The organism is Pseudarthrobacter sp. IC2-21, from assembly GCF_034048115.1.
GTDB classification, from domain to species: domain Bacteria; phylum Actinomycetota; class Actinomycetes; order Actinomycetales; family Micrococcaceae; genus Arthrobacter; species Arthrobacter naphthalenicus.
In genome coordinates this window covers 1,625,874-1,645,825 of sequence record NZ_CP139145.1, presented here as the reverse complement: position 1 = coordinate 1,645,825, position 19,952 = coordinate 1,625,874, and the positions used below count along the sequence as shown (strand labels likewise).

18 protein-coding genes and 1 tRNA gene are annotated in these 19,952 nt (G+C 64.9%); 4 read left to right on the top strand and 15 right to left on the bottom strand.

What is annotated here, in order from left to right; genetic code table 11:
- The first annotated feature begins 107 nt into the window (after positions 1-107).
- Positions 108-1,916: an AMP-dependent synthetase/ligase gene (locus tag SBP01_RS07510; protein WP_275213526.1), complete on the top strand. Its 1,809-nt coding sequence runs from the start codon at positions 108-110 to the stop codon at positions 1,914-1,916.
- A gap of 94 nt (positions 1,917-2,010) precedes the next feature.
- On the opposite strand, the gene SBP01_RS07505 is transcribed toward SBP01_RS07510, so the two are convergent.
- On the bottom strand, positions 2,011-5,406 hold the full coding sequence (locus SBP01_RS07505) for a pyruvate carboxylase (RefSeq protein ID WP_320537992.1): 3,396 nt from the start codon (positions 5,404-5,406) through the stop codon (positions 2,011-2,013).
- Positions 5,407-5,709: 303 nt separating this feature from the next.
- Here SBP01_RS07505 and SBP01_RS07500 point away from each other — a divergent pair, with 303 nt between their 5' ends.
- Positions 5,710-6,531, top strand: coding sequence for a ParA family protein (locus tag SBP01_RS07500; protein ID WP_275213524.1), 822 nt, complete (start codon positions 5,710-5,712; stop codon positions 6,529-6,531).
- 86 nt (positions 6,532-6,617) lie between these two features.
- Here SBP01_RS07500 and SBP01_RS07495 read toward each other — a convergent pair whose 3' ends face one another.
- The 5 genes from SBP01_RS07495 to gcvH all read right to left on the bottom strand — a co-directional run bounded on the left by SBP01_RS07495 (position 6,618) and on the right by gcvH (position 9,696).
- Entirely contained in the window at positions 6,618-7,214 is a 597-nt protein-coding gene (locus SBP01_RS07495) for a MerR family transcriptional regulator (protein WP_275213523.1), read from the bottom strand.
- A gap of 237 nt (positions 7,215-7,451) precedes the next feature.
- On the bottom strand, positions 7,452-7,955 hold the full coding sequence (locus SBP01_RS07490) for a bifunctional nuclease family protein (RefSeq protein ID WP_066285823.1): 504 nt from the start codon (positions 7,953-7,955) through the stop codon (positions 7,452-7,454).
- A complete protein-coding gene (locus SBP01_RS07485) occupies positions 7,955-8,671 on the bottom strand; it encodes a MerR family transcriptional regulator (RefSeq protein ID WP_275213521.1) in 717 nt (238 codons plus the stop codon). Before SBP01_RS07485 ends, SBP01_RS07490 begins: the two co-directional genes overlap by 1 nt.
- A gap of 23 nt (positions 8,672-8,694) precedes the next feature.
- A complete protein-coding gene (locus tag SBP01_RS07480; protein ID WP_275213520.1) occupies positions 8,695-9,171 on the bottom strand; it encodes an FHA domain-containing protein in 477 nt (158 codons plus the stop codon).
- A 138-nt stretch (positions 9,172-9,309) separates the two neighbouring features.
- Positions 9,310-9,696 carry a glycine cleavage system protein GcvH gene (gene gcvH, locus SBP01_RS07475; RefSeq protein ID WP_190988958.1) on the bottom strand — a complete coding sequence of 129 codons (387 nt, stop codon included), beginning with the start codon at positions 9,694-9,696 and terminating at the stop codon, positions 9,310-9,312.
- Between the two features lie 272 nt (positions 9,697-9,968).
- Here gcvH and SBP01_RS07470 point away from each other — a divergent pair, with 272 nt between their 5' ends.
- Entirely contained in the window at positions 9,969-10,838 is an 870-nt protein-coding gene (locus SBP01_RS07470) for an Fpg/Nei family DNA glycosylase (protein ID WP_320537991.1), read from the top strand.
- Between the two features lie 456 nt (positions 10,839-11,294).
- Positions 11,295-11,606, top strand: a complete 312-nt coding sequence (locus tag SBP01_RS07465) for a hypothetical protein (RefSeq protein WP_275213517.1) — start codon at positions 11,295-11,297, stop codon at positions 11,604-11,606.
- A 60-nt stretch (positions 11,607-11,666) separates the two neighbouring features.
- On the opposite strand, the gene SBP01_RS07460 is transcribed toward SBP01_RS07465, so the two are convergent.
- From SBP01_RS07460 to SBP01_RS07420, 9 genes are all read right to left on the bottom strand, one after another.
- Positions 11,667-11,743, bottom strand: a tRNA-Pro gene (locus SBP01_RS07460).
- 148 nt (positions 11,744-11,891) lie between these two features.
- Positions 11,892-13,442, bottom strand: coding sequence for a ribosome biogenesis GTPase Der (gene der / locus SBP01_RS07455; protein ID WP_275213516.1), 1,551 nt, complete (start codon positions 13,440-13,442; stop codon positions 11,892-11,894).
- Positions 13,439-14,134 (bottom strand): lysophospholipid acyltransferase family protein, encoded by a 696-nt coding sequence (locus SBP01_RS07450; protein ID WP_320538303.1) that lies wholly within the window; start codon positions 14,132-14,134, stop codon positions 13,439-13,441. Before SBP01_RS07450 ends, der begins: the two co-directional genes overlap by 4 nt.
- Positions 14,135-14,162: 28 nt before the next feature.
- Positions 14,163-14,876: a (d)CMP kinase gene (gene cmk / locus SBP01_RS07445; protein ID WP_275213514.1), complete on the bottom strand. Its 714-nt coding sequence runs from the start codon at positions 14,874-14,876 to the stop codon at positions 14,163-14,165.
- Positions 14,876-15,985 (bottom strand): prephenate dehydrogenase, encoded by a 1,110-nt coding sequence (locus SBP01_RS07440; protein ID WP_320537990.1) that lies wholly within the window; start codon positions 15,983-15,985, stop codon positions 14,876-14,878. Before SBP01_RS07440 ends, cmk begins: the two co-directional genes overlap by 1 nt.
- Before the next feature lie 3 nt (positions 15,986-15,988).
- Positions 15,989-17,320 carry a pseudouridine synthase gene (locus tag SBP01_RS07435; protein WP_320537989.1) on the bottom strand — a complete coding sequence of 444 codons (1,332 nt, stop codon included), beginning with the start codon at positions 17,318-17,320 and terminating at the stop codon, positions 15,989-15,991.
- A 111-nt stretch (positions 17,321-17,431) separates the two neighbouring features.
- Positions 17,432-18,001 (bottom strand): SMC-Scp complex subunit ScpB, encoded by a 570-nt coding sequence (gene scpB / locus SBP01_RS07430; protein WP_320538302.1) that lies wholly within the window; start codon positions 17,999-18,001, stop codon positions 17,432-17,434.
- A gap of 113 nt (positions 18,002-18,114) precedes the next feature.
- Complete coding sequence (locus SBP01_RS07425) at positions 18,115-18,927, bottom strand: ScpA family protein (protein ID WP_320537988.1); 813 nt, start codon at positions 18,925-18,927, stop codon at positions 18,115-18,117.
- 7 nt (positions 18,928-18,934) lie between these two features.
- Positions 18,935-19,834: a ParA family protein gene (locus SBP01_RS07420; protein WP_275213508.1), complete on the bottom strand. Its 900-nt coding sequence runs from the start codon at positions 19,832-19,834 to the stop codon at positions 18,935-18,937.
- Positions 19,835-19,952 lie beyond the last annotated feature (118 nt).

The window sequence follows — 19,952 nt, the reverse complement described above, 5'->3', positions numbered from 1 at the left end:
GACTCGGATGTTACTGGCCAGTAGGTTTGTGACTGCACGACCACGTTGCGGGCGTACTAGTCTTTAGGGACACCCTGCGCGGGTCCACGGATATCAAAGGAGCTATAGTGCGAGAATTCAGCGTTCCGCCAATGGTTGTTGTCCCCCCGGAAACCAACACCACCGATCTGGTGCTGCGGCAGGCAGCCAAGCCCAGCAACCCGGCACTGTTCTCGCGGCTCAATTCCGCAGGCGCCTGGCAGGACATCTCCGCAAAGGAGTTCCTCGCAGACGTCTCCGCGCTGGCCAAGGGTCTGATCGCAAGTGGCGTGGGTCCCGGAGACCGGGTGGGCATCATGTCCCGCACACGCTACGAATGGGCACTCGTTGACTTCGCCATCTGGTTTGCCGGGGCCGTGTCCGTGCCGATCTACGAAACGTCGTCGCCGTCACAGGTTGCCTGGAACCTCGGGGACTCGGGTGCCGTTGCAGCCTTCGGCGAGTCGGCCCACCACGAGGACATCATCCGCCAGGCCGCCAATTCTGAGGGCCTCACTGCGCTGCAGCACGTCTGGCAGCTCGAAGGCGCCGGACTGGACGCGGTTCGCGAAGCGGGCCGGGATGTCAGCGACGCCGACCTCGAGGAGCGCCGGACGTCCGCCAAACTTAGCGACGTAGCCACCATCATCTACACCTCCGGCACCACCGGGCGGCCCAAGGGCTGCGAGCTCACCCACGGAAACTTCGTGGAGCTCTCCGACAACACGCTGGCGATCCTCGGCGACGTCGTCAACGAGCAGGCCAAGACCATCATGTTCCTGCCGCTGGCACACGTGTTCGCGCGGTTCATCTCGGTCCTCGCGGTGGCGGCCGGAGCCACCGTGGCCCACACGCCGGACATCAAGAACCTTCTCGCTGACCTGCAGAGCTATCAGCCCACGTTCATCCTGGCGGTGCCCCGGGTGTTCGAGAAGGTCTACAACTCGGCCCTGACCAAGGCGGAGGACGGCGGCAAGGGCGCCATCTTCCACAAGGCCAGCGAGACCGCTATCGCGTTCTCCAAGGCACGCCAGGCAGGACACGTGGGCTTGGGTCTCAAGCTCAGGCACGCCCTGTTCGACAAACTCGTTTACGGGAAGCTGCGTGCCGCCATGGGCGGGAATGTGGCCCATGCGGTATCCGGCGGCGGACCGCTGGGGGAACGGCTTGGCCACTTCTTCCAGGGTATCGGCCTGCAGATCCTGGAGGGCTACGGCCTCACGGAGACCACGGCCCCCATCACCGTGAACACCCCCGCCCTTATCAAAATCGGGTCGGTGGGCAAGCCCCTGCCGGGCAACGCGGTCAAAATTGCCGACGACGGCGAAATCCTCGCCAAGGGCGTCTGCGTTATGCGCGGCTACTACCGGCGCGAGGACCTGATGGCCGAAACCTTCAGCGACGGCTGGTTCCGCACCGGCGATATCGGAAAGCTGGATGAGAACGGCTTCCTGTGGATCACGGGCCGGAAGAAGGAAATCATCGTCACGGCCGGCGGCAAGAACGTCATTCCGGCCCTCCTGGAGGATCAGATCCGCGCGGATGCCCTGGTCTCGCAGGTCCTGGTTGTCGGCGACAACAGGCCCTTCATCGGCGCCCTGGTGACCCTCGACCAGGAAGCTCTTCCCGGCTGGCTGCAGCGCCATGGGCTGCCTGAGTCCACCAGCCTTGAGGAGGCAGCCGGGAACCCTGTGGTGAAGGCCGCCGTGCAGGACCTTATTACGCAGGCCAACAACTCGGTGTCCCAGGCGGAAGCCATCAAGTCCTTCCGCATTGTCGCGGCCGACTTTACGGAGGCGTCCGGTCACCTGACCCCTTCCATGAAGGTGAAGCGTGCCCAGGTCATGAAGGACTTCGAGACAGTCATTGAGGAAATGTACGGCGCACCGCGGGACTGAGCGGCAAACCTGATACAACCAGCGCGGGGTCACTTCCCGCCCGATAAACCGAGTTTATTGGGCGGGAAGTGACCCCGCGTTGGTTTAGGTGGTGTTACTCGACGACCAGGAGGAGGTCTCCGCCCTGGACCTGCTCCACCGCGGAAATGGCGAGGCGCGAGACCTTGCCGCCCACCGGCGTCGTGATGGATGCCTCCATCTTCATCGCTTCGATCGTGGCCACGGTGTCCCCGGCCTTGACCGCGTCCCCGGCCTTGACGGTTACCGTGACAGCACCGGCGAACGGCGCCGCAACGTGGCCCGGTTGCGCCGGATCGGCCTTCTCGGCGGCCTTGACGTTGCTGACCACCGAGCGGTCGCGGACAACGACGGGGCGTGACTGCCCGTTGAGCGTACACATCACGGTCCGCATGCCCTTTTCGTCGGGCTCCGAAACGGCTTCCAGCGAGGCAATCAGCCGGACGCCCTTTTCCAGCTGGATCTCGTGCTCCGCGCCCCGTTGCAGGCCGTACAGGTAATCGCGCGTGTCCAGTACCGAGATGTTGCCGTAGGTCTCCACGCTCTTGAGGTAGTCCTTGGTGGGGCCGTCGAAGAGCAGCCGGTTCAGGGTGACCTGCCGTGTCTTGGAGTCTCCCTTGAGCGCGGCGCTGTCCTCAGGGCTGAGTTCCGCGTCGCGGACCTTGATGCTGCGGCCCTGCAGCGCCTTGGTACGGAACGGTTCGGGCCAGCCTCCGGGCGGGTCACCGAGTTCGCCGGACAGGAACCCGATCACGGAGTCCGGGATGTCATAGTTTTGCGGGTTCTCGTTGAAGTCCGCCGGATCCGCGTTGAGTCCCACCAGGTGCAGGGCAAGATCGCCCACCACCTTCGACGACGGCGTGACCTTGACCAGGCGGCCGAGGATACGGTCCGCGGCGGTGTACATGTCCTCGATCGCTTCGAAGCGCTCCCCCAGTCCCAGCGCCATTGCCTGCTGCCGCAGGTTGGACAGCTGGCCGCCCGGGATCTCATGCTTGTAGACCCGGCCAGTGGGTCCCGGCAGGCCTGATTCGAACGGCGCGTAGACGCGGCGCACGGCCTCCCAGTACGGTTCCAGGGAGCTGACCGCATCCAGGTCCAGGCCGGTGTCCCGCGGGGTGTGGGCCAGCGCCGCGACCAGTGCGGAGGCCGATACCTGGCTGGTGGTGCCGGCCAGCGAAGCGGATGCAACATCCACGGCGTCCACGCCGGCGTCAACTGCCGCCAGCAGGGTGGCAAGCTGGCCGCCCGCCGTGTCGTGGGTGTGGAGGTGGACCGGAAGGTCGAACCGCTCGCGCAGGGCGGCCACCAGCTTGGCTGCCGCGGCCGGCCTGAGCAGGCCGGCCATATCCTTGATGGCCAGGATGTGGGCGCCGGCGTCGACAATCCGCTGCGCGAGCTCCAGGTAGTAGTCCAGGGTGTAGAGCTTCTCGTCCGGGTTCAGCAGGTCGCCGGTGTAGCACAGGGCTACCTCCGCCACTGCCGTTCCGGTGGCCCGGACTGCACGGATGGCAGGCGCCATCTGGTTCACGTCGTTGAGCGCGTCAAAGATGCGGAAGATGTCGATGCCGGTGGCCGCTGCTTCGTTGACGAAGGCCTCGGTCACTTCCTCCGGGTACGGCGTGTAGCCGACCGTGTTCCGGCCGCGCAGCAGCATCTGCAGGCAGACGTTGGGCAACGCCTTCCGGAGGGCCGCCAGCCGGTCCCAGGGATCCTCGCCCAGGAAGCGCAGTGCTACATCGTAGGTGGCGCCGCCCCAGGCTTCAACGGACAGGAGTTCGGGCAGCAGCGCGGTCACTGCCGGGCCTGCTGCCACGAGGTCGCGGGTCCGTACGCGGGTAGCAAGGAGCGACTGGTGGGCGTCGCGGAAGGTGGTGTCGGTGACCGCAACGGCCGTCTGCTCCCGCAGTGCCTTGGCGAAACCTTCCGGGCCGAGCTCCTGCAGCCGCTGGCGGGAGCCCGGGGCGGGCTGCAGGTCAGTCACGGCTGGCAGCTTGGCGGCCGGATCCGAATGCACGGTGAGTTCGCCGTTGGGCTTGTTCACAGTCACTTCGGCCAGCCAGGTCAGCAGCTTGGTACCGCGGTCAGCGGAGACCCTGGCCTTCAGGAGCTGCGGACGCTCGTCAATGAAGTTGGTGGCCACATTCCCGGCAATGAAGTCGGGATCGTCCAACACGGCCTGCAGGAACGAGATGTTGGTGGACACGCCGCGGATGCGGAATTCGGCGAGTGCACGGCGGGCACGGGCCACGGCCGCCGGGTAGTCGCGGCCACGGCAGCTCAGTTTCACCAGCATGGAGTCGAAGTGCGGGCTGATCTCGGCACCCGAGTAGACGGTGCCGCCGTCGAGCCGTACCCCCGCGCCGCCGGCGGAGCGGTAACCGGTGATCTTCCCGACGTCGGGCCGGAAACCGTTGGCGGGGTCCTCGGTGGTGATGCGGCACTGCAGCGCGGCGCCCCGGAGCTTGACCGTCTCCTGGGACAGGCCGAGGTCCGCAAGGGTTTCGCCGGATGCGATCCGCAGCTGTGCCTGCACCAGGTCGACGTCGGTCACTTCCTCGGTGACGGTGTGCTCCACCTGGATGCGGGGGTTCATTTCAATGAAGACGTGCTGCCCGGCGCGTTCGCCCACGGTGTCGACGAGGAATTCGACGGTCCCCGCATTGACGTAGTTAAGGGCCTTGGCGAATTTCACGGCGTCGCGGTAGAGCGCCTGGCGGATCCCCTCGTCGAGGTTGGGCGCGGGCGCGATCTCGATGACCTTCTGGTGGCGGCGCTGGATGGAGCAGTCACGCTCGAACAGGTGCATGACGTTCCCCTCGGCGTCGGCCAGGATCTGCACCTCAATGTGCCGGGGCCGGAGTACTGCCTGCTCCAGGAACATCGTGGGATCGCCGAATGCCGCATCGGCTTCGCGCATCGCCGCCTGAAGCGCCTCCGGCAGGGCCTCGCGCGTGTCCACCCGGCGCATGCCGCGGCCGCCGCCGCCGGCAACGGCCTTGGCGAAGATTGGGAAGCCGATCTCGTCAGCGGCCGCGATCAGTTCATCAACGTCCTTGGACGGTTCGCTCGACTTTAGGACCGGAACGCCGGCATCGCGCGCGGCCTTCAGGGCTGCCACCTTGTTGCCGGCCAGCTCCAGCACCTCCGCCGGCGGACCGACGAAGGTGATGCCTGCGTCCTTGGCGGCGCGGGCCAGGTCGGGGTTTTCCGAGAGGAATCCGTACCCGGGGTAGATGGCGTCGGCGCCCGATTCCTTGGCTACCCGCACTACCTCGGCGACATCCAGGTAGGCCCGGACGGGGTGCCCCTCTTCGCCGATCAGGTACGCCTCGTCGGCTTTCTGGCGGTGGATCGAGTTGCGGTCCTCGTTGGGAAAGACAGCAACGGTCTTGGCGCCCAGCTCGTAGCCGGCGCGGAAGGCCCTGATCGCGATTTCGCCGCGGTTGGCCACCAGAATCTTGGAAAACATACTTCTCCTGCATCATCGCGGGTGTATCGGTAGGTTGTGACAGTGTCTAAGACCTGTGCCGGGAAACACAAATCATTGTGGTCACTGTCACAGAAACTTCCGTCATGTCCCGTACGAATCGACGGATGCTCCCGGATACGGTCCGCGTGGCGGACCATATAGCCGTGCCGGTTTCGCATAAGGCGGAATTCACCGGCCTGGCCACATATGATGATTACGGCGGCAGGGGCCGCCCGGCTTCGGCACTGCCGGAGCAAACATTACCCCCAACACGGCATCCGGCGTTAGGTTTTGGTCTCACAAGTGCAAGTAGTCAGCATCAGCAGCCTCAAGGGCGGAGTCGGCAAGACTTCCGTCACCACAGGATTGGCGTCTGCGGCGCTTGCCGCAGGCATTCCCACACTGGTGGTGGATCTGGATCCCCACGCAGATGCGACCACTGCCCTCGGCGTCCAGCCCGGTGAGCAGCTGGATATCGGCAGAATGCTCAAGAGCCCCCGCCGGGCCAAACTGGCTGAGAACGTGGCGGGCAGTTCCTGGACCGCGCGGGCCCAATCAAACGGGTCCGGGCCAGCCATCCTGGACGTCGCCGTGGGCTCCGCCTATACGGGTATCTACGATCGCCCGGACCTGGGCCGCCGCGATCTCCGCCGGCTGTCCTCAGTCCTTGCCGGCGCCGACCGTTATGACCTGGTCCTGATTGACTGCCCGCCCTCCCTGAACGGACTGACCCGAATGGCATGGTCCGCGAGTGACAAGGTGGCGCTCGTGGCCGAGCCCGGGCTGTTTTCCGTGGCCGGCACGGAGCGGACCATGCGCGCCATCCAGCTCTTTAAGCAGGAATTCGCGCCCAACCTCTCACCTGCGGGCATTGTCGCCAACCGGGTGCGCACCGGTTCGTCCGAACACACCTACCGGCTTGCCGAGATGGAGTCGATGTTCGGGGACTTGCTGCTGAGCCCCCGAATTCCCGAGCAGGCAAACTGGCAGCAGATCCAGGGGGCCGCCCACCCCGTGCACCACTGGCCGGGAGAGTCAGCCAAAACGTCGGCGGCCCTTTTTGATGCCCTGCTGGCCAACCTCCTCGCGGCCGGCAGCGGGTTGCGCAACCGGACGCAGCGCTGAGCCTGCCGGAGGCTATCCCCGACACAGAAAAGGCAACCCCCGCCTGAGCATTTCAGGCCGGGGTTGCCTTTTCCGTGTGTCTGAGGTCAGCTGATTTTGCGCGCCGCGCGCCGTTTGCTCAGCTCGTCGTCGGGAAAGGACTGCACGGCCGCGTGCTCGCTTGGCAGCGACGCCAGGCTCCCCTCGACTTCGCGCCACACGCGTCCCACGGCGATGCCGAAGACACCCTGGCCGCCCTGGACAAGGTCAATGACTTCATCGGCGGAGGTGCACTCGTAGACGCTCGCGCCGTCGCTCATGAGCGTGATTTGCGCCAGGTCCTCCACCCCGCGTTCGCGCAGGTGTTCCACGGCCGAGCGGATCTGCTGAAGGGAGACGCCGGTATCCAGCAGTCGCTTGACCACCTTGAGTACCAGGATGTCCCGGAAACCATAAAGTCGCTGCGAGCCGGAGCCGGCGGCCCCGCGGACGGCAGGTTCAACCAGCCCCGTCCTGGCCCAGTAGTCCAACTGACGGTACGTGATGCCCGCGGCTTTGCAGGCCGTAGGGCCGCGGTAGCCTGCGTCTTCGTCAAGGACAGGGAGGTCTTCGGTAAACAGGAGGCCCTGGGCACCGCTCGCGGGCACAGCAACACCAGCCGTTGTGGGCTGCTTCAGTCCGCCCGCTTCGCCTTTGGGACTCACCTGGATCCTCCTTCGTATAAGCTCCCGGGGACCACTGCATCAGCCAGTGCACGTATGAAGTCCATACGTGCAATTCGCGGGGGTCGTACTTTTACAGTGTGACTTGCGCGGCTGCTGTAAGCAATGGGAGCTTGATACCTTCGACGTTAGGCCCGCGCGGGCCGCAGGTCAAAGACCTAGGACCGATCGCGAAAGCGTGTCGGAAGTTTCAGCCTCAACTTTAACCTTAATGACGCCTCAGCCGTCAAAATCCTCGGGTTCCACGTCGTCCAGGAACTCCCGGAAGCGCCGCAGTTCCCGCTCTTCATCCACGGTGGGGCCGGGCTCGGTGTCCTCACCCTCGTCGTGTTCCGTGATGCGCACTCCGGCTTCATCCATGACCGAGTCAGCACACCAGATCCGGCACTTGGCCCGCAGCGCGATGGCCAACGCATCCGAGGCCCGGGAACTGACGGTGGTGCCGTTCTCGAACTGGAGCTGGCCATAGAAGATGTTGTCCTCCACAGCCACGATGTTCACGCTGACAACTGAATGCCCCAGGGACTCCACGACGTCCACGAGGAGGTCGTGGGTCATGGGCCGCGGCGGGACGACCCCTTGCTGGGCCAGGGCAATGGCACTGGCTTCCGGCGTCCCGATCCAAATGGGCACGTGGCGTTCACCGTGAATCTCGCGCAGGAGGACCAGCGGCTGGTTGGAGGGCAGTTCGATGCGAACGCCTACGATCTCGACTTCGATCATCAGATGTCCATCCGCGAGATGCGGTCCTGCACCAGGGCCCGGTGCAGGATCAGGCAAAGGTCGGAAATTTCGCGGGCTGCTTCTGCCGCCCGCGCCTGTGAAGCGGAATCGCGACGGGACGCCAAGGGGGCAACCGCCCGCTCCACGAGCCCGAATTCGCGTTCCGCGGCGGCCTGGAACGGGCGCAGGTGGCGCGGCTCGAGGCCGTGGCCCTCCAACTGCACGCATGCCCTGGCTACCTGGAGCGCATGCTCATCAAACTTGCCGTGGCTGTGGCTGATGAGCCCGAAGCTGAGCAGCGACTGGAGGAGCGGGACGCTCGCTCCGGACTCTGCCCGCAGCTGTTCCTCGCTAAATTTACGCCCCCGGTTTTGGAGCTCCGCTGCAAGTTCGTCGGAGACGATCCTGGGCGAAACCACGACGCCGGGAGGCAGGTTTTCGGGGCGCTCTCCCCTGTCAATGGCGTCAAGGTAGTCCTTGATGACTTTGAGGGGAAGGTACTGGTCACGTTGCAGGGCCAGCACAAAGCGCAGGCGCTCAACATCGCTCTCAGCGTATTGCCGGTAGCCCGCAGGGGTCCGGCGCGGATTGATGAGTCCCTTTTCCTCCAGGAACCTGATTTTCGACGCGCTCATCCCGGGAAAGTCGGCGCTGAGTTGTGCGAGGACTTCCCCAATGTTCAGGACGTGGGGTCCCCGGCGTTCCGGTTGGGCCATGGCCACAGGCAAGTGTTCCTGAATCAGGCGCGGCCTGCTGCGCGGGCAGGGCTCAGGTAGAAGGTGAGGCGGAACTTGCCGATCTGAACTTCGTTCCCGGACTTCAGCTCCACACTGTCAACCCGGTCATGATTGACATACGTCCCGTTGAGGCTGCCCGTGTCCACAACTTCGAAGCTGCGGGGCGTGCGGCGGAATTCCACGTGCCGGCGGGAAACGGTGACATCGTCGAGGAAGATGTCCGCATCCGGGTGCCGGCCAGCGGTGGTGACGTCGGAATCCAGCAGGAAGCGGGCGCCTGCATTCGGTCCGCTGTGGGCAACCAGCAGAGCGGATCCGGCAGGCAGGGCCTCGACCGACAGCCGCTCCTCGGTGGAGAGCCTGGGGGCAATGATGGGCTCATCGGTGACGGGGGTGAGATGGATCGAGGTGGTCTCCGAAGCCCTGGCCGCACCTGTGCCGTAATCGCCTTCGGCATGGTCCTTCTTGTGGCCAACCATGGCTTCCTCCTCTTTCGCTGCAGCTCACACGACTGCACTCAACATTTCCCGCGGGATACCCGCGGTTTCGACGCGGGTCCCATCCGGCCATTGACGTGCGAAGACGCCTGCTGGCCGGACCGGATTAACCCGTTAGGTTCAGCCTACCTGCTGTTCGTACTCCGATGCACTGAGCAAGGAGTCCACGGCGTCCGCTTCGGCGAGCTTGATCTCGATCAGCCAGCCGTCACCGTACGGATCCGTGTTGATCAGGGCCGAGTCGGTGTCGAGGGATTCGTTGCGGGCGACCACTTCCCCGCTCACCGGGGCATAGATGTCGCTGACGCTCTTGGTGGATTCGACTTCGCCCACAACCTCATTGGCGGTGACCTTGCTGCCGGCTTCGGGCATCTGCGCGTAGACAACGTCACCGAGTGCGTCCTGGGCGAAGTCGGTAATGCCCACCCGGACCACGCCGTCGGCGTTCGGTGCGGTGACCCACTCATGTTCGGCGGTGTAGGACAGGTCTTCGGGAATGTTGCTCATCAGGGGCCTTTCATCGGGTCAATCACCAATGTCAACGGGGCCTGGGAAACAAGCCGCCGCTGAAAGTATAGGCACAAGTCCTCGGGCGTTCGAGGGTGATTCTGACATGATGGGACGCATGGGATCACAGGCACGGGCAACACCCGGGAAAAAGCGATATGGGGCTCCGCGGATCATCTTTGGCGGTGGCGCCCTGCTGAGCCTGAGGGCGGAGGCCGGTTGGTTCCCCCTGTGCGCCCTCCCCCATCTGCCGGCTGCCGGCCTGTAGTCCCATGCCCGAACTGCCCGAGGTTGCCGGCCTGGCCGGATTCCTGGAGGAACATCTGCGCGGATCGAGGGTGCAGAAGGTCCAGATCGTGTCGTTCGCCGTTCTGAAGACCGCCGATCCGCCATACACGGCGCTGGAGGGAAGCACTGTTGCCGGCGTGCGGCGGTTCGGAAAGTTCATCTGTATTGACACCGACGGACCGTCCCTCGTTTTCCATCTTGCGCGGGCCGGCTGGGTCCGTTTCACTGATTCCCCCACCGACACGCAGTTGCGGCTTGGCAAAAGCCACATCGCCGCGAGGATCACTTTCGACGGCCCCCACGGCCGTCACGGCATCGACCTCACCGAGGCCGGGACGAAGAAAAGCCTTGCCGTTTATGTGGTGCGCGATCCGCAGGACGTTCCGGGAATCGCCGCCCTGGGCCCGGACCCCTTCAGTGCGGCTTTCGACGCCGACGCGCTGGCTGAACTACTCGGATCCAGTTCCCAGCAGATCAAAGGCCTTCTCAGGAGCCAAAGCGTCATCGCCGGGATAGGCAATGCCTACAGTGACGAGATACTGCACGCAGCCAGGATTTCGCCTTTTGCGATCGCCAAGTCGTTGGACCGCGGTACCGTGCAGGTTCTGTACGACGCCATCCATTCCATTCTCGGCACGGCTTTGGCCGAGGCCGCGGGGAAGCCTCCCAGCGAACTCAAGGACGTCAAGCGCAGCCATATGCGGGTCCATGCCCGGACCGGGGAGGCATGCCCGGTCTGCGGGGATACCGTCCGGGAAGTGTCGTTCGCTGACACGGCCCTGCAGTACTGCCCCACGTGCCAGACGCACGGCAAGATCCTGGCGGACCGCAGGACCTCCAAGTTCCTGAAGTAGCAGAGGCGGCGTGCAGAAGATTGCCGCCCTGCAGGATTGTTCACTTAACAAAACGCGGAGTCTTCCCACCTTGGAACCAGCTGAGTAAGCTGATTCTCACGTCCCCCCAAAATGATCACGGGCTGGACGAAAACTGGAGTATTGAAGGTCCTGAGAACGGCATTCATGCTCAGTTCAGCGCCTATTCAGGCCAACTGTGTATTCACATCACCCACAGCGCCCCGTCGATTCCGAACCCGGGGGTAAACAGGGTTCCGTTGGCGCGGGCGTTGGCACCCTCAAGCAGCATTGGGCAGCGTTAGGCGGAAGGGCAGCGCCGATGCACCCAAGGCCTTGGGAGACAACCGTAGACAGGCGAGTCAACAAGGGCGTGGACCGCGCCGACGACGGCCAGTGCCTGCATCCCTGACACCTGTTCTGCGGGCATCTGTCAACTGATTATGTTGGGAAAATCCAATGAACAAAGTAACCCGCTTATTCGGCTCCACCCTCGTTGCTGCCGGCCTGGCTTTCAGCGGTGCAGCCCTGACTGCCACCGCTGCCTCTGCCAGCGACCGGTCAGGAGATACCTACCGTGGTTCGTCCTATCACAACGATCACAAGGATCACGGCTATGACCACAATGGCCACGGCCGCTATGACAAGGACGGCTACGACGAAGACGGCTACGACTGCTGGGGAAATGACCGTCACGGCCACCACCGTAATTGGGACTCCCGGTACTGGGACGGCCAAGGCCACGTCCACTACACCGTCTACGTGAGGTAAGGACCGCCGGATCAACGCAAAAGGGCCGCTTTCCGGTTGTTACCGGAAAACGGCCCTTCATGGTCGGGCTGACAGGATTTGAACCTGCGACCCCTTGACCCCCAGTCAAGTGCGCTACCAAGCTGCGCTACAGCCCGTTAGTTCCGCCGTTCTCCGCTGCGTTTACTCCCCGGTGTTACCCGGGATTTCAACTCAGCAGTCCGGCCGAACCACCTTGAAAAGCTTACACGATCCCGGAGGGTGTCGGTGACACTTTGCCACCCACACGTCTCCGGTGTGTCGTAATTAACGCTGCTTACCGCGCTTTTCGCGCACGCGCATGTTGACCTCGATGGGTGTGCCTTCGAAACCGAAGGTCTCACGCAGCCTGCGGGTGATGAAGCGGCGGTAGCCGGGGTCCAGGAATCCGGTGGTGAACAGCACGAACTTGGGCGGCCGGCTTGATGCCTGCGTGCCGAAGAGGATGCGCGGCTGCTTACCGCCGCGGACCGGGTGGGGGTGGGCTGCCACGAGTTCGCCGAGGAAGGCGTTGAGCCGGCCGGTGGGAATTCGCTTGTCCCAGCTCTCCAGGGCCAGGTCAAGGGCGGGAACCAGACGGTCCTTGTGCCAGCCGGTCAGGGCCGAAATGTTCACCCGCGGAGCCCAGGCAACGTGGGCCAGGTCCTGTTCGATTTCGCGTTCCAGGTAGGTGCGGCGTTCGTCGTCGAGCAGGTCCCACTTGTTGAAGGCCAGCACCAGCGCGCGGCCGGACTCGATGGCCAGCTGCAGGATGCGGACATCCTGCTCACTGAGCACCTCGTCAACGGCCAGGAGAACGACGGCGACTTCCGCCTTCTCGAGCGCAGCCTGCGTCCGGAGGGAGGCGTAGTAATCCGCACCCTGTGCCATGTGCTGCCGACGCCGGATGCCGGCGGTATCCACAAACCGCCAGGTGCGGTCGCCCAGTTCAATGAACTCATCCACGGGGTCCCTGGTGGTTCCCGCAGTGTTGTCCACCACCACGCGCTCCGAACCGGCGAGTTTGTTCAGCAGTGAGGACTTACCCACGTTGGGCCGGCCGATCAGTGCGATTCGGCGGGGGCCGCCGGAGCGTTCCAGGCCCTCAATGGTGGAGAACTCCGGCAGGGTGTCCATGACGTGGTCCAGGAGGTCCGCCACGCCGCGGCCGTGCAGGGCCGAGACAGGGTACGGCTCGCCGAAGCCAAGGCCCCACAGGGCGGCGGAATCCGCCTCCTGGGCGAAGTCGTCCACCTTGTTGGCCACCATGATGACCGGCTTCTTGCTGCGGCGCAGCATCTTCATGACGCCCTCGTCGGTGGCTGTGGCGCCCACCGCCGAATCGACGACAAAAAGGACGGCATCCGCGAGTTCCACTGCCATTTCGGCCTGTTCGGCCACGCGGGCGTGGATGCCGCGGGCATCGTGCTCCCACCCGCCGGTGTCCACGAGGGTGAAGTTGCGCCCGTTCCAGTGCGCCGAGTACATCACGCGGTCGCGGGTGACACCGGGGGTGTCCTCGACCACGGCTTCGCGGCGGCCCAGGATGCGGTTCACCAGTGTGGACTTGCCCACGTTCGGCCGTCCGATGATGGCCAGGACCGGGTCGAGCTTGACCGGACCGTCGAAGTCCTCGTCGTCGTAGTCGCCGCTCAGCAGGGCGGCATCGTCCTCATCGAGGTCGTAGTCGGCCAGCCCGGCCCGGAGCGAGGCGGCACGGAGCTCCGCCTCATCGTCACCGATGGCTGCCAGCCGCTCGGCCACATGGTCCGTGCCGGAGGGCGTGTATTCATCTTCGCCGGCGCCGGAGGGGCCGGAGGTTTGAGTCGTATCGCTCATTGCACTTTCCTTAAGTGGTCATCTGCCGGCGTCCCGGCTACTGCTGTGAAGTTCGTGCGGGAATCCGCGTGGGGCAGGGGCTGCCCACTGTGTTTGATGGTGTCCTGGACGTGCCCCGCCAGCGCAGCGCGGATTTCCAATCCCGCCCTGTCCATTGAAGCACGGCCCGTTTCGCCGGGGTTGCGGCTCAGGGTCAGCGCATTGCCGAAGCTGACGTGGAAACGCCGCCCGGGCCTGGGTACGGTGTCGAGGTGTTCGCTGCCGGTCCTGGTGCCCAAAATCGCCACCGGGACCACGGGCGCTCCCGAGTTCAGTGCCAGCCAGGCGACCCCGTTGTTGATGTCCAACGCCTGACCGCTCCCCCTGGTACCTTCCGGCAGAATCCCGATGCAGCGGCCGGCCTTGAGCACATCCTTGCCCAGCAGCAGGGCTGCCCGGTCCCCGGAACGGTCCACCGGGAGCTGGCCGGAAGCGCGCAGCACCCGGCCCAGGAAGCCTTTGAACATCTCCTTCTTGACGAGGATGTGCATGGCGCGCGGAGACGCACCGAACATCACCGGCCCGTCCAGGAAGCTGATGTGGTTGCCGGCAAAAATAACCGGTCCGCCCGTGGGCACGTTGTGCTTGCCGGTGACAGAGGTCCGGTAAACCACGTGATCCAGGAGCCAGCCGACGGGCCGGCTCCAGGCCATGGTCAGGCCGGACGGAACCTTGGTGCGCTCAGTCACGGTTGAGGACCTTTGTCACGATCACCAGGGCGGCGTCAACGGTTTCCGTGAAATCAAGATCTGATGAATCGAGTGTGACCACACCGTCGGCGGCCTGCGTGAAGTTCACCACCGTGGAGTCCCTCGCATCGCGCTGCGTGACTTGGGCGGCGAGTTGCTCCGCGTTCTGGGTGCCGCCCAGTTGGATACCGCGGCGGCGGAGCCGTGCTTCCTCGCTGGCGGTCAGCAGCATGCGGACCTCGGCGCCGGGCGCGACGACGGTGGTGATGTCGCGTCCTTCCACCACCATGCGGCGGTGGTGCTTTTCGATGAGCTCACGCTGCCTGCGGATCAGTTCGGTCCGTGCGCCCAGTGTGGTGGCCACCGCGCTGACCGCCGACGAAATGGCGGGCTCGCGAATGGCGTCGGTAACGTCGGTCCCGTCCACGCGAACGTATTCCGCCTGGGGTGTGGTGCTCAGGTCCAGGACGAGGTCCCGGGCCGCCTGCTCCACGGCTGCGGCGTCCGTGAGGTCGATGCCGCCGGAGACGCAGAACCAGGTGAGGGCACGGTACATGGCGCCCGTGTCCAGGTAGGCGAGGTGCAGCCTGCGGGCCACTTCCCTGCTGACACTGGATTTTCCCGAGCCGGAGGGCCCGTCAATGGCCACCACCAGTGGCCTGCCGACGCGCAAGGCCGGCACGGTGTCAAGAAGTTCCTGTGTCATTACTGCAGTACCCGCCATCCGCGGTCGTTGAGTGCTTCGATCAGGTGGTCGTGCTTGTTCGGCAGTACGGAGAGTTCCACCATTCCCACGTTCTGCCCGGACGAATGGTCCAGCCTCAGGTCTTCCACGTTGACGCCGACCTCACCGATTTCGGTAAGGAGCCTGGCGATCTGGCCAGGCCTGTCGTCAACGAGGACCGTCAGCCAGGTGTACGCCTGCGGCGGTCCGCCGTGCTTGCCCGGGATGCGGGCCTGCCCGGCGTTGCCTTCGCTGATGAGTTGGGCCAGATCCAGTCTGGCACCCGGCGCCAAGGGTTGCTCCAAGGTGCCGATCAGCCGGTTCAGGTCCTCCCGGACACCGTAGAGGATCTCCACCACTTTCGCGGCGTTGCCGCCGAGGATCTGGACCCACAGCGTGGGGTCGCTGGCGGCGATGCGCGTAACGTCCCGCAGCCCGTTGCCGGCGAGGGACAGCGCGTGCAGCGGTGTCCCCTGGAGTTGGCTGGCCAGCAACGAAGACATGATCTGGGGCAGGTGCGAGACGAGGGCCACGGCCTGATCGTGCTCGTCAGCCGTGAATTCCGAAACTACCGCGCCGAGATCGGTTGCCAGCGAACGCGCCGTCTGCACGGCGTCTGCCGATGAATCGGGGCCCGGACAAACCACCCACGGCATGGAGGTGAACAGCTCGCCGCGGGCCGCCACGGGACCGGACTTTTCGCGGCCCGCCATTGGATGCGTACCTACGTAGCGGGACATGTCCGCCCCGCTCGCCTGCAGCTCCGTTAGGATGGCGGCTTTGACGCTGGCGATGTCCACTACCACGGAATCCGGGTAGTCAGTCAGCGCCTGCGCCACCACGGAAGCCGTTACGTCCGGCGGCGCGGCCACCACCACAAGCTCCGGTGTCCCGCCGTCAAGCATGCCCAACGGCTGGCCCGCACCGATGTCCACCGCAACAGCCTGGTTGGTGGGCGAGGGATCCGAGAGGAATACCGGCACCCCCCGGCCCCGCAGTCCCAGTCCGATGCTGGTGCCAAGCAGGCCGGTGCCAATCACCACGACGGGACCGTTGAGGTGTCCGCGCCCGTGTGAGCGAAATGCGGACATGCGTCAGAGCCCTACGGATGCCAGCAGGTGGCCGACTTCCTGCTTGCCAAGGTTGCGGATGCTGCCCTGGCGCTGGTCACCCAGGCCAATGGGGCCCACCTTGACGCGCACCAGGCGCAGGACCGGGAAGCCCACAGCGTCAAACAAACGCCGGACAATGCGGTTCTTGCCGGAGTGCAGCACAACTTCGATCAGCACGTGGCCCGGAGTGGAATCCACCAGCCTGAAGGAGTCCACGGAAGCGAAGCCGTCCTCAAGCTCCACGCCTTCCTTCAGCTGGGCGCCAATTCCCTGCGGGAACGGTCCGCGGACCTGCACCAGGTAGGTCTTGGGCACCTCATAGGAGGGGTGGGTCAGGCGGTTGGCCAGCTCGCCGTCGTTCGTGAGCAGCAGCAGGCCTTCCGTGGCAACGTCCAGCCGGCCCACATGGAACAGGCGTTCGCCCTGGTGGGTCTTCCGCACAAAATCGCTGATGCACGGCCGCCCGTCCGGGTCCTCCATGGTGGAGACGACGCCCTTGGGCTTGTTGAACACCATGTAAACAAGGTTCTCGTCCAGCTGGATCCGCAGTCCGTCCACGTGGATGACAGCCGTTTTGGGGTCCACCCGGACACCCAGCTCGGTGACGACCTGGCCATCCACTTCAACGCGGCCCTCGGCGATCATTTCCTCACAGACGCGGCGCGACGCCACACCCGCCTGGGCCATGACCTTCTGCAGGCGGATCCCGTCGGCGTCGTGCATTTCAGACTGCGGAACCGGTCCACGGGGTCCGCGCTTGCGGGAGGGCTTGCGCACGGGGCCAAGGTTCTGGCCGAACCGTTCGCTGCCGAATGCGCGCGAAGCAGCTGCCCCGGGCTTGCCGGCACGTGGCTTGGGCTTGAGGGCCCCGGGCGTGCCCGGCGCTTTTTTGGCTCCCGGTTTCCGGGCAGCAGGCTTCCGGGCCGGGGCTGCGGCGGGCTTCCAGTCGGAGTCCCCGCGCCCTGCCGGAGAAGCCGGGGCATCTCCGGGATCAACAAAAGGCTCCTCGCGCGGCTTCGGCGCCTTGTAGGGCCGGTCGCCGCCGCCGAAGCCGGCAGTGCGCTTGCCGGCACCTGCGCGGAAGCCCCCACCCGCCGCGGCGGGGCGGCCGCTGCCGCCCTGAGCAGGATTGCGGCCTGCGGCAGGGTTGCGGCCCGTGCCGCCCTGCGCCGGATTGCGCGGCGTACTGCGGCTGGCCGGCGTACTGCGGCTAGCCGGCGTACTGCGGCTGGCGCCGCCTTGTCCGGCATTGCGTTCTGAACTGTTCCGTCCAGAACCGTTACGTGGTGAACCCTGGCGTCCCGCCTGTGTCATGACCCGTCCTTCGATATGTTGACCGGCAAGTTGTCCAAGAACAACCCTAGCCAGCCATGCAGAATTTATCTGCCCTTATGAATACTCTTGTGTGCAGGCGGGATACCCCGCCTACATTCTGTCGGCGTCGTAGAAATCCGCGATCCCCTCGAGCCCCGGAAGATGGGGTGAGAGTTGCGGCAGTTCCGCCACGGAGCCGATGCCCATCCGTTCCAGGAAATACGATGTAGTCCGGTAGAGGATGGCTCCCGATTCAGGATCGTTTCCTGCATCTTCGATCAGCCCGCGCTGGGTCAATGTCCGTACGACAGAATCGACATTGACTCCCCGAATTGCGGATACCCTGGCTCTGGAGACAGGCTGGCGATACGCGATGACGGCAAGGGTTTCCAGTGCCGCCTGCGTCAGCCTGGCCGTCTGACCCTCCAGCACAAAACGGCCCACAATGTCGGCAAAGTCTGCGCGGGAGTAGATCCGCCAGCCACCGGCGATGCTCCGCAATTCAAAACCCCGGGGGCTGGCGCTGAAGCCAGCAACGCTGGCGTCATCCATGTCCGGGGCTTTAACAGTATAGCCGCTATACTCGCGCTGCAGTTCCACGAGCAACTGCTCAACGGAAGCCACCGTCAAGTTAAGGCCTGCTGCGAGGTCGGTGGAGGTGGCGGGCTGATCCAGGACCATGAGCACTGCTTCAAGTGCAGCCTTGGGACCGCCCGGAAGTGAGTGGACGTCCGGAACTGCGTGCCCGTCGTCGTCCGCGGCAGGCGCCGCCCCGGCAGCCGAAAACTCCGCAGTCACAATTGCTCCTCAAATTCTTCGCTCAGGTTTTCGGTTGACCAGTCCGTGCCGGCCGCTGTCCAGTGCACCGTGAGGTCACCCAGCGGAGAGAGCTGGTCAAAGGAGACCGCCCTGTCCCGGAACATTTCCAGCAATGCCAGGAAACGGGCCACCACCACCAGGGTGGATTCGGCGTCGGCAATCAGCGCCCGGAAGGAAAGGGGCTTTCCCGGCTGAAGCCGCAGGCCCAGGATCTCCGCCTGCTCCTTGACACTGACGGCGCTGCCGTGAAGGTGGGCCAGGCCCACCTCAGTGGGCTTGGGCGCCTTCGGCTGCAGGGCCACTTCAGCCAGCCGCGCGAACTGCTGCGGCGTGTGTTTCCACACCAGCTCCGGGAGCATCGCGGCGAAGTGCTCTTCCAGGGCAACTTGCCGCGGGAACCGCTGGGCCTCCTGTTCCAGGCTGTCCGCCATCAGCGCGGCCACCTGCTTGAACGCCTTGTACTGCAGGAGACGGGCGAACAGGAGGTCACGGGCTTCCAGCCTGGCGATGTCCTCGTCGTCCTCCACTTCACCGGCCGGCAGCAGCCGCGCCGCCTTGAGGTCCAGGAGCGTGGCTGCGATGACAAGGAACTCGCTGGCTTCGTCCAGCGCCCATTCCTCACCGAGTTTCTGGAGCTTCCTGATGTACTTAATGAACTCGTCAGTGACGGTGGCGATGGCCACCTCGGTAATGTCCAGCTGATGCTTGGCAATGAGGCCCAACAGAAGGTCGAATGGACCGGTGAAATTCGCCAGCCGTACCTCAAAGCCGGGCTTGGACTCCGCCACGGTCTGGCTAGGGTGCGCCGCCGCGGGAAATCAGTTCCTTGGCCAGCCGGCGGTAGGCGTCCGCCCCGATGTGGTTCCCCGCGTAGGTGGTGATCGGTTCAGCCGCGACCGTGGCGTCGGCAAACTTAATGGAACGCTTGATGACGGTCTCGAAGACCTTGTCACCGAAAGCTTCCACCAGGCGGCTGATGACTTCTCGGCTGTGCAGGGTGCGGGCGTCGTACATAGTGGCGAGGACGCCATCCACCTGCAGCCGGGGGTTGAGCCGGTCCTGGACTTTGTCGATGGTTTCCACGAGCAGGGCAACGGCGCGGAGGGCGAAGAATTCGCAGATCAGCGGGATGATGACGCCGTGCGCAGCAGTGAGCGCGTTAACGGTCAGCAATCCGAGGGACGGCTGGCAGTCAATCAGCACGACGTCGTAGTCGTCTTCCACCTTCTTCAGGGCCCGGTCCAGGACCTGCTCACGGGCCACCTCGTTGACTAGCTGCACTTCGGCGGCGGACAGATCGATGTTGGCCGGCAGCAGATCGACGTTTTCAACGCCGGTCTGATGAATGGCGTCGCGGATGTCCACTTTGCGGTCCATCAGGACGTTGTAGACGGTCAGGTCCAGTTCATGCGGGTTGATGCCCAGGCCGGCGGACAACGCGCCCTGGGGGTCAAAGTCCACCAGCAGAACCCTGCGGCCGTACTCGGCGAGGGCCGCAGCCAAATTGATGGTGGACGTGGTTTTGCCCACCCCGCCCTTTTGGTTGACCATGGCGATCACGCGCGCGGGACCGTGGGAGGACAGCGGTGCGGGTTCCGGGAATTCGCGGTGGGGCCGCCCGGTGGGACCCATCACGGCGTCTTCCAGATCGAGTTCCGTGCCTTCCAGAGTTGCCGAACCCTGTTCGCTGCTCACGTATCTATCCACACTTTCGATGACGGTGATTTTCCTGCCGCTGGTGACCCAGCGCCGATCCTGCTTTTCACCTAGGCTACAGGTCCCGACACGGTATTCGAGGGAACTTGACTTTGTG